At 39.5% G+C, this 9,926-nt stretch carries 7 protein-coding genes; 1 reads left to right on the top strand and 6 read right to left on the bottom strand.

Annotated elements, in window-relative coordinates:
* Nucleotides 1-4: 4 nt before the first annotated feature.
* The 5 genes from asnS to JJN14_RS03310 form a co-directional block, all read right to left on the bottom strand.
* Nucleotides 5-1,348: an asparagine--tRNA ligase gene (gene asnS / locus JJN14_RS03330; RefSeq protein WP_416069280.1), complete on the bottom strand. Its 1,344-nt coding sequence runs from the start codon at nucleotides 1,346-1,348 to the stop codon at nucleotides 5-7.
* A 19-nt stretch (nucleotides 1,349-1,367) separates the two neighbouring features.
* Complete coding sequence (locus JJN14_RS03325) at nucleotides 1,368-1,733, bottom strand: VOC family protein (protein ID WP_201058903.1); 366 nt, start codon at nucleotides 1,731-1,733, stop codon at nucleotides 1,368-1,370.
* Complete coding sequence (locus JJN14_RS03320; protein WP_201058902.1) at nucleotides 1,726-2,913, bottom strand: pyridoxal phosphate-dependent aminotransferase; 1,188 nt, start codon at nucleotides 2,911-2,913, stop codon at nucleotides 1,726-1,728. Before JJN14_RS03320 ends, JJN14_RS03325 begins: the two co-directional genes overlap by 8 nt.
* Nucleotides 2,910-3,398: a DUF5590 domain-containing protein gene (locus JJN14_RS03315; RefSeq protein ID WP_201058901.1), complete on the bottom strand. Its 489-nt coding sequence runs from the start codon at nucleotides 3,396-3,398 to the stop codon at nucleotides 2,910-2,912. The genes JJN14_RS03320 and JJN14_RS03315 overlap by 4 nt, the downstream gene beginning before the upstream one ends.
* A 291-nt stretch (nucleotides 3,399-3,689) precedes the next feature.
* Nucleotides 3,690-4,886, bottom strand: a complete 1,197-nt coding sequence (locus JJN14_RS03310) for an MFS transporter (protein WP_201058900.1) — start codon at nucleotides 4,884-4,886, stop codon at nucleotides 3,690-3,692.
* Nucleotides 4,887-5,305: 419 nt separating this feature from the next.
* Between JJN14_RS03310 and JJN14_RS03305 the strand changes: the two genes are divergently transcribed.
* Entirely contained in the window at nucleotides 5,306-5,854 is a 549-nt protein-coding gene (locus JJN14_RS03305; protein ID WP_070481740.1) for an NADPH-dependent FMN reductase, read from the top strand.
* A gap of 120 nt (nucleotides 5,855-5,974) precedes the next feature.
* On the opposite strand, the gene JJN14_RS03300 is transcribed toward JJN14_RS03305, so the two are convergent.
* Nucleotides 5,975-9,877, bottom strand: a complete 3,903-nt coding sequence (locus JJN14_RS03300) for a mucin-binding protein (RefSeq protein ID WP_265342530.1) — start codon at nucleotides 9,875-9,877, stop codon at nucleotides 5,975-5,977.
* Nucleotides 9,878-9,926: the final 49 nt, after the last annotated feature.

Here is a 9,926-nt window from a genome sequence, read left to right as displayed (position 1 = left end):
TTATTTACGGTTTGATACGGTGCAACATACGTGGGAATGGAATGGCTTCACGGATATGTTTTGTTCCTGCTGCGAAGGTTACCATACGTTCGATACCGATACCAAATCCACCGTGTGGGACTGTACCGTATTTACGAAGGTCAAGGTAGAATTCATACTCTGTACGGTCCATACCAAGTTCATCCATCTTACCGACAAGCGCATCATAGTCTTCCTCACGCATAGACCCACCGATGATTTCTCCATAACCTTCTGGTGCAAGCAAGTCTGCACAAAGCACGCGCTCTGGATTTCCAGGAACTGGTTTCATGTAGAAGGCCTTGATGGCTGCTGGGTAGTTCATAACAAAGGTTGGTACACCAAAGTGGTTTGAAATCCACGTTTCGTGTGGTGAACCAAAGTCATCACCATGCTCAAGATGCTCGTAGTCAGCGTCTTCATCATTCTCATGTTCTTGCAAGAGGTCAATGGCTTGATCGTAAGTGATGCGTTTGAATGGCTCTGCAATGTAGCGCTTCAAAAGCTCTGTATCACGTTCTAAGGTTTCCAAGGCTTGAGGCGCACGGTCAAGAACACCTTGAAGAAGAGCTTTCACATAAGCTTCTTGCAAGTCAAGTGATTCATCATGTGTCAAGTATGAGTACTCTGCGTCCATCATCCAGAACTCAGTCAAGTGACGACGTGTTTTTGATTTTTCAGCACGGAATACTGGACCAAAGTCAAAGACACGACCAAGAGCCATAGCACCTGCTTCAAGGTAAAGCTGACCTGATTGGCTCAAGTAAGCTGGTGTTCCGAAGTAGTCAGTTTCAAAGAGTTCTGTTGAATCTTCTGCCGCGTTTCCTGAAAGGATTGGGCTATCAAACTTCATGAAGCCGTTCTTGTCGAAGAACTCATAAGTTGCGTAGATGATAGCGTTACGGATTTGCATCACCGCTACTTGCTTACGAGAACGGAGCCACAAGTGACGGTTGTCCATCAAGAAATCTGTTCCATGTTCTTTTGGTGTGATTGGGTAGTCTTGAGATTCACCAATCACTTCGATGTCTGTAATGTCCAACTCATAACCAAATTTAGAACGTTCGTCTTCTTTGACAATTCCTGTCACATAAACAGACGTTTCTTGGCTCAAGCGTTTGATAACATCAAACTTCTCAAGTCCTACTTCTTCACCAAATTTTTCTACAAAGTTTGGTTTAAAGGCCACACCTTGGAAGAAAGCTGTTCCATCACGCAATTGCAAGAAAGCGATTTTTCCTTTTCCTGATTTGTTGGCAACCCAAGCACCAATCGTCACTTCTTGACCAACATAGTCTTTTACATCAATAATCGTTACACGTTTTGTCATTATTTTTCCTTTTCTTTTTTTATTCTTTATGGCAAACCACTTCTATATTGTTCCCATCTGGGTCAATTATAAAAGCAGCGTAATACATCGGATGCTCACTGCGATAACCAGGAGCCCCATTGTCTCGCCCACCTGCCTCTAAGCCAGCCTCATAACAAGCCTGAACCTCTTCCTTATTTTCTGCTAAGAAAGCAAAGTGAATAGGATCTTGTGTCCCCTGAGCCAGCCAAAAATCACCACCAGGATGAGGGCTATTAGGGGCAAGAAAACTGATTAGAGAACTCGTCTTAAAAGCCAATTTATAGCCCAAAGGAGCGAGAAAACTCCTATAAAATCCTTCTGAAATTTGTAAATCCTTTACCTTAATTTCAAAATGATCAATCATTATCACTACTCATAAATGCTTTCAAGCGTTTAACTGCTTCTTTAAGCGTGTCTAGGTCTGTCGCATAGCTGAGGCGGACATTTTCTGGCGCTCCGAATCCTGCTCCTGTTATGAGTGCTAGACCAACTTCCTCAAGAATAGCCGTTGTAAATTCTGTCACATCCGTATAGCCTTTCATCTCCATGGCCTTTTTGACATTTGGGAAGAGATAGAAAGCTCCTTGTGGCTTAACGACTTCAAAACCAGGGACCTCACATAATAGCGGATAAATGGTATTGAGACGCTCCTCAAAAGCCTGACGCATGATATCAACAGAATCCTGTGGTCCTGTTAAGGCTTCAATAGCCGCATATTGAGAAACAGATGTCAAATTTGAAGTTGTTTGTCCCGTCAATTTACTCATAGCTGCAATGATTTCAGGATCACCTACCGCATAACCAACTCGCCAACCCGTCATGGCATAGGCCTTAGATACACCGTTGATAACAATAGTTTGCTTACGAATCGCTTCTGATAGACTTGAGATTGGAACAAATTCATTTCCATTATAAACAAGGCGACCGTATATATCATCTGCTAAAATCAGAATGTCATGCTCAACTGCCCAATTTCCGATAGCTAGTAATTCTTCACGAGTATAGATCATACCAGTCGGATTAGATGGTGAATTGAGAACCAAAACCTTTGTCTTATCTGTCCTAACTAGTTCTAGTTGATCCACCGTGACTTTAAAATCATTGTCTTCTTTAGCTTCAACAAAGACTGGAAGCCCTTCTGCCATCTTGACCTGATCTCCATAACTAACCCAGTATGGAGTTGGAATAATAACCTCATCTAAAGGATTGATTACAGCCATAAAGAAAGTATAGAGGGAGAACTTGGCACCTGTAGCAAAGGTAACCTCGTTACTTGCGACAGAATAGCCATAGTAGCGCTCGAAGTAGGTATTCACCGCAGCTTTTAATTCTGGTAGGCCTGAAGCTACCGTATAGAAAGAAGCACGTCCATCTCGAATGGCTACAACAGCTGCATCTTGAATATTTTTGGGAGTATGGAAATCGGGCTGACCTAAAGTTAAGAAAAGTACATCTTTTCCTTCAGCCTTTAACTTCTTTGCTCTTGCATCACTAGCCAGAGTCACACTTTCTTCCATTTCTAAAACACGGTTGGATAGTTTCATAGGCCCTCCTTATTGACCAATGCTCCTGTTTCAAAATCTACTAGATAAAAATTAGAGCCTGACTTGACTTCCCAGATTGGCTTATCTTGATAACGGCCAAAGGTAATCTTGTCAATCTCGCCAGCTCCTTTTTCCTTCGAAACAGCTTCTGCTTTTTCTTGTGAAACACCTTGATTTAGCTGATAAACGTAAATCTTATGGTCATCTTTTCCAATCAGGACAGCAAGTGCTTCTTGTTTTTTATTATGACCAAGAACGCTATAATAGGATTCTAAGCCATTGTATAAGTCAACCTGATCAGCCTGCTCTAATCCTGCATACTGCTGAGCTAATTTTTCTCCTTCACTTTTAGCTGTTTGATAGGGTTTCATGCCGAGAGAAACCAGATACAGAAAGGAAGCACTGATAACCACAAACAAAATCGTCATCCCTAGACCATACTGCCACAGTAGATTATTTTTTGCTTTTTTTTGTCTTTTTTTCACTCGTCTATTTTACCATCTATTGGGCTTTATTACAAGTGAATGCAAGAATACTCTTCGAAAATCAAATTCAAACCACGTCAGCTTCGCCTTGCCGTACCCAAGTACTGTCTGCGGCTAGCTTCCTAGTTTGCTCTTTGATTTTCATTGAGTATAAGCAACCAATTCTATTTCTTCCTTCAAAGTAAATCGATTTTTCTTAGTTAAAACCGAGCAAGAAAAGGAAAGACACAAGCAACATAAACGTATCAAAAAACCTGAGCTTAGCACTCAAGTTTTCGTAAGTTCTTTACTTTATAGAATCACTTTATCATCCATTCTTTTAGCCATTTTTCCTAAAAAGATAGGTAGTAGAAGGCCAATCATGGCTAAAAAGAAGCCTAGATAAAGAAATGTTAGCACAAAGCCTAAATGGTCAATCAACCAGCCTGTCAGTGGGAAGAACACAATCATACTTAGACTAAACATCATAGAGTAGACACTCAGCATGGTTGCCCTTACTTCACTTGGGAGTCGCTCTTGCAAATCATTATCAAAAATCGGCTGAAAAAGAGCATATAGAGCATTACTAATCAAATAAACCAAAATATAGATTAGAGGTGTTCCAAAGTAGGACAGCAGGTAGGTAACTCCAGTCAGCAGGACGAGAATAGGGAAAAGCTTCAAGGCGGCATATCTCTTTCCAATCTTACTCGCTAGATAGACTGCGACGATATTCAAGAGACTTCCAAGTAGCATAACTGCTGAAATTTGCCAACTACTTAAATCTGGTAACTGATTTTGATAGTAAAAATAAAACATGCACATGAGTGTACCAACAATCTGAGACAAAATCATCCAGTTGAAGAGCATGGGATTTCGCTCCAACTCTTCCTTAACAGTCCACATAATCTGTTTCATGGTCACACTATCAGTTTTTTCTAGCTTGACACTGGGCTCTTTCAGCATCCAAATCAAGACAAGAACTATGATAGAAGTGGCAATCATGATATAGTAGGTCAGGTGCAATTGACCATGGACAAAAAATCCCGCTAACACTGTCCCCAAAGACCGAGTTCCTTCTGCTACTCCTGACATGAAACTTGAAATGGATAGATAGCGTTCTTTTAGTCCAGCCTCTACAGCCGAGTCATAGACCATTGCTGCGCTTGTTCCTGAATCAAAATTATAAGATAAGGCATTTATCGCCATAGCTAGTGCATAAATCCAAAAATTTCCTTGCCCAGCTAACATGAGAATAGAAGACACAATTCCTGCTATTCGACTTAAATAAAGGTTGGTCTTATAGGAGTAACGATCAGCCAACATTCCAGATGGAATTTCACAGAGAAGACTGGTTGCATGAAAGATACTTTCCAGAAGTCCAATCTGCCAAAGAGACATTCCGTTTTGACTGAGAAAGAGAATCCAAAAGCTGGTAATCCCTAAAAAAGCAAAAAATTCAACTCCGGCCATCAGGCCAATATTTTTCCGATAATTTCTTATTAACATTTTTTCTCCTTTAACAAGTGTATTATTATTTCTTTTGTCCGTCACTTGTTAATCTTTGCCTTACATGATCTCCACCCCTTTTAGAAGCATTCTTCAATGCCATTATTGTTCCTTTAATGATTTATGAAATGATACCGGAAAATAGCTGTTCTGCGGTTTCTATTGCTAGTTTTCTTGTTTATTTTAGCACTTATGTCATTATATTACAAGAGAATATTGGAATACTCCTATAAAATCAAAGAAAACTAAAATCCAAAAAACTGTTCTTACTTTTCCAGTGGCAACTGACTAGAGTTTCAGCAATTTTATAATTTTCAAATAAACTCTGAGCAAATTTCTTGCAAGTCCTTTTGTTTTGTTGTAATATTTTTTATAACAACGAGAGACTTCTCGGAAATTTAAGAAAAAGGAGACACATCATGTCTAAAAAAGTATTATTTATCGTCGGATCACTACGTCAAGGTTCTTTCAACCACCAAATGGCTCTCGAAGCTGAGAAAGCACTTGCTGGTAAAGCAGAGGTTAGCTACCTTGATTATTCAACCCTTCCTCTCTTCAGCCAAGATTTGGAAGTTCCAACACATCCAGCTGTAGCTGCTGCTCGTGAAGCAGTTCTCGCTGCGGATGCCATCTGGATTTTCTCTCCAGTCTATAACTTCTCTATCCCTGGTACGGTGAAAAACTTGCTTGACTGGCTATCTCGCGCTCTTGACTTGTCTGATACACGTGGCGCTTCTGCCCTTCAAGACAAGTTTGTCACCGTATCATCTGTAGCCAATGCAGGTCACGATCAACTTTTCGCTATTTACAAAGACCTCTTGCCATTCATACGTACACAAGTCGTTGGTGACTTTACTGCTGCACGTGTTAACGACTCTGCCTGGGCAGACGGAAAATTGGTTCTTGAAGAAACAGTCCTAAACTCACTTGAAAAACAAGCTCAAGACTTGGTCGTAGCAATTCAATAAAAAATAGAAAATTTTAAGAAGTCCTTAATATAAAAATGAGCCACTTTAAATTTAAAGTTGCTCATTTTTTGTGCTATTTAATACTATACTACTAGTTAAATCAGTATTAACACTTTATATTTAGCGATGTCTTCTAGCATGACCACGAGTTCCTGGTCCAGTTCTAATTGGTTTAACTTGTTTACCTGGACGTGAAGGAACATGGTGTACTGGTCCATGATGAGGTCTCGTTAAATGCGGTTTAGGCTGAACACTTGGTTTTGGATGAGTAACAACTACGTTTGGTTTTGTAACAACTCCGACCACATGCGTGTGGCTAGTGGTGCCAGTATGAATGACACTTGTCACCTCTGAATGAGTTTCAGTTTCATTTGTTGTAATAGTGACAATCGGTGTTGTTGGACCCGCTGTTGCCGCATTTGAGGTAACAGTGGTTGTCGTTGTAGTTGTAATCGTAGCCGTTCCACCAGGAACAGGTTTTGTCTCTGTTTTCTTATTAACAGATGTTTGTGAAGAAAAATCTGTTGGTTTAATTGCAGCCAAGGCTTCAGCTGGAGTTAAGCTAGGTTTTGAATCAGTAGTCGCTACCGGTTTTGGTTGCACAGCTGGTGTTGGTGTAGCTGGAGTAGATACTACTGGTTTAACAGGTGTTACCGGTGCAGGGGCTACTGGTTTCACTGGAGCAACTGGTTGTGGTGTGGCAACAGGCGCTGGAGTTACTGGTGTCGAAATTACTGGTTTGACTGGTGTTGATGGTGCTACCGGTTTTGGTTTAACTACAGGTGCTGGCTTAGCCGGAGTTGACACTGCTGGTTTAACCGGTGTTACTGGTTTTACCGATACGACGGGTTTTGCAACAATTGGTGATGATGCAACAACTGGATTCGGAACAGTCAAAACTGGTTTGATAGAAATTCCATTCCCTAGACTAGAAGGAGTTGCTGCAATAGTTGTTACTCCTTGTGGAGTGACATTTGGTTTATGAACAGTCGTATCCACTGACGCTACTGGTTTATCATCAATTCTTGTGATTTTCCAATTATCATAAATAACTGCACCAGTAACGAGGTTAACTCTCGCCACTCTTTCAAAAACTACAGATCGAACTACATCTTTGAAAGCTTGTTTGCCATCTTTTTGATATTTGTAGTGAATCGTCTGCTTGGTCATTTTTCTCAGTGTATCTAAGTTTTCAACCGATTTAGGCCAAACAGGTGACAATGCATCTCCTGCTACTAATGGATTTCCAGCAATTGGTTTTGGATCATCTGCTGTAACAGTCACAACTTTTTCGATTAATTGAACTGAGAATACTTGATCAGTTTGTTTTTCACTGTCGAAACGTTTATCATTAGCATTTGCAAAACCATCATGTACTAATTCATATCCTTGTTTTAGGTACTGATTAATACGAGTTTTTGAATTATAAACAATTGTTTCACCTGGAAGACCAACTACACTATCCACATTTCCTAAAACTTTAGGACTTGTTTCTGTTTGATTGAGGTATTTAACCTGTGCTTTTTGTTGAGCAAGATAATCATAAACAACATGGATATCAGCCTGTGTCAAATATCCCTTACTATTAGCAGGTGTTTGTGACAAGACATATACTACACCATCTTTTTCGAAACGTTCAGGAACTTTAGCAGTCACATCATAGTTATTTCCCAACAAGTTAATGAGATTTGAACTCTTATCATGTGGTGTATTGAATGTTTCTAAAATAGCTTGACTTGTTTTATCACGATACTGAATATCAACTTTACCAAATTTAGCTTCTTCGTACACAGCTACCACGTTAGCTTGAGCTCGTGTAATCGTACCAGATGTCTTCGTATTGCTATAGAAACGATCATTCTGTGCATATTCTTTAAAGACATAATATTTACCATTTGGTGAATGCAATAAATAAGGTGCTGTGATAGATGTTGTTTGAATTCCTTTGTTTTCTTGAACTTCTGTCTCAGTTGTATTTCTCTCTAAAGTAGCTACATAGCTAGTATCAATTTTGGTAGATGGTCTTACAGTAGTGAATTTGTCTTGAAGGATACCTCCATTTTCCACCGCTGCAATGGCAGGAAGAAGCATTTTCCCTTGAGTATCAACGAAGCGAACGGCTACATCTCCATATACAAGGCGTCCATCTGTTCTTACCATATCTGGATTGGCAATTTTCCAATCAGAATCAGCAGCTTGTTCGTATTGGTCTGTAAGATTTTTACCTTTGGCATCAACAACTGTCAATGTCCCTGGAACATTTGATTTAAAACCATTTCTAGCTTCATTCAGATAATTAACTGTGTGACTTGTCGGAACACGGTCAACTCCAAAGTCTTTTGTACGTAATACATAAGTTCTTCCAGCCAACATCTTTCCAGATACCAATTCAAAGGTTAATTCATTATCTGCTGCCTTAAGAATCTTGAATTTGGCATGTTGACCAGGCTCTTCACGAGGTGCCTCCAAAATAACATTATGGCGATTTACCCTTGTTCTTGATGTATCAGGGCTAGTATTTATCATTTCGACATTGTGGGCACCACGTTCAACAAATTCACCGACAGTAGCAAACTTATTGAATTCTGTATCATTGATACGAACGGTGAAACGGGTCCCTGCACTAAAGTTTGATTTCCATGTTCCGATACGAAGAGTGCTGTTATATGTTTTGATACTACCATCATCATCCAACATAACATCACCTGTGAAGTTAGCTGTAGCTGGTGTATCATAAACTTTAGGTGCTCCTATATCTGTTTTAATCACAGTGTAATTCTTAGTGACTACATTTTGACCATTAACTGAAATAACACCAGTTACAGACTTATCCACGTTCACTCGAGGATAACGAATTCCACCTCTGTATTGAAGTTCAAAAGTAACATCATCTAAGCGTTCAATTTCGTCAGTAAAACGGTATGTTGCTTCAATATGACTCCCTTTGTCAACTAAATCCCATGATTCTTTTGTGTCCAAAGCAACGTCACGGTCTCCACGTGAAGCCCAGTATGAAAGGCTTCCAGCTTTGGCATTATCATTTTTCTGAACCAGACTCACTCGTTCTGCAAATACTTTACCTTCAGCAACCAATTTTTGAGGAAGATTATTATCTTGTGGCAATTCCTTCAAACCAATTGTAAAGATATCCCCCTTATGATAGGTACCATTTTTAAATTTTAATTGGAAGCGATAATCAGCAATACCTGTTGAAGTTACACGGTCGGCCATGTCGATTGTACCACTGGCAATAATATTTCCATTATCGATAGCTACATCCTGTATTTGAGTTGGCGATAGATTAGCGCTAATTTTCTTGCCGTGTCCTGCACGTTGCAACTCAGTATATACTGTTTCAATAGCTGAATACAGTTGATTTAATTGAGTCTTAAGATTTTCTGCACTAACAGATGAATCTTTCAACAAGGATTTTGATTGTGAAATCTGAATTGTTGCTGCCTTAACAGCTTCTTGAACCAAGGCTTTTTCTTCAACTTTACGATCTGCTTCTTGAACATAACGAACAGCAACTTGATTTAAAACTTCTGCTTCTGATACAACCTGTTCCAAGGTAGTTTTTTCGACTGATTTTTCTTCTTTTACCTTCTCACTTGAAGCAGGTGAGGTAGTTTTTTCTTCACTAGACTTAACTTCTTTAGAAGTGAATTCTTTTGAGTCAGAATTTTTTGTCTCAGCTGCCACTTTAGACTCTGCTTCCTTCTTTAGAAGGGCATTGATATCTAATTCTTCTTTTTCCAAAACTGGAGCTTGAAGAGTTGAAGGTAATTCTGCTATTTTTTCCTCAGATTTCTCTTGCTTGGTCTCTTCTGGTTTTTCAGAGACTTTTTGTTCTTCTTTTTCAGTGCGATGTGAATCTACTTTCTGTTCATCTGCACTCACATTTGAATAAGTACCAAAAACCATCAAGGCAGCTACAGCAACAGATACTGCACCAAAACTTGATTTTCTAATGGAATACTTGTTTACCTTATTCATTTGATTCCGTTTTACTCTTGAATACATATATTTTCTCTCTAACTTTTTATGATAAAAAAGGGAGTGGAATTGATGC

This window comes from Streptococcus mitis, from assembly GCF_016658865.1.
Taxonomy (GTDB): domain Bacteria; phylum Bacillota; class Bacilli; order Lactobacillales; family Streptococcaceae; genus Streptococcus; species Streptococcus mitis_BT.
Note: the sequence above shows the minus strand (reverse complement) of the source record. Positions and strands in the feature narration are given on the sequence as shown.

What these genes read in the sequence shown, in the direction of transcription:
- asnS (WP_416069280.1), bottom strand. Translation starts at nt 1,348, where the DNA reads ATGACAAAACGTGTAACGATTATTGATGTAAAAGACTATGTTGGTCAA.
- JJN14_RS03325 (WP_201058903.1), bottom strand. Translation starts at nt 1,733, where the DNA reads ATGATTGATCATTTTGAAATTAAGGTAAAGGATTTACAAATTTCAGAA.
- JJN14_RS03320 (WP_201058902.1), bottom strand. Translation starts at nt 2,913, where the DNA reads ATGAAACTATCCAACCGTGTTTTAGAAATGGAAGAAAGTGTGACTCTG.
- JJN14_RS03310 (WP_201058900.1), bottom strand. Translation starts at nt 4,886, where the DNA reads ATGTTAATAAGAAATTATCGGAAAAATATTGGCCTGATGGCCGGAGTT.
- JJN14_RS03305 (WP_070481740.1), top strand. Translation starts at nt 5,306, where the DNA reads ATGTCTAAAAAAGTATTATTTATCGTCGGATCACTACGTCAAGGTTCT.
- JJN14_RS03300 (WP_265342530.1), bottom strand. Translation starts at nt 9,877, where the DNA reads ATGTATTCAAGAGTAAAACGGAATCAAATGAATAAGGTAAACAAGTAT.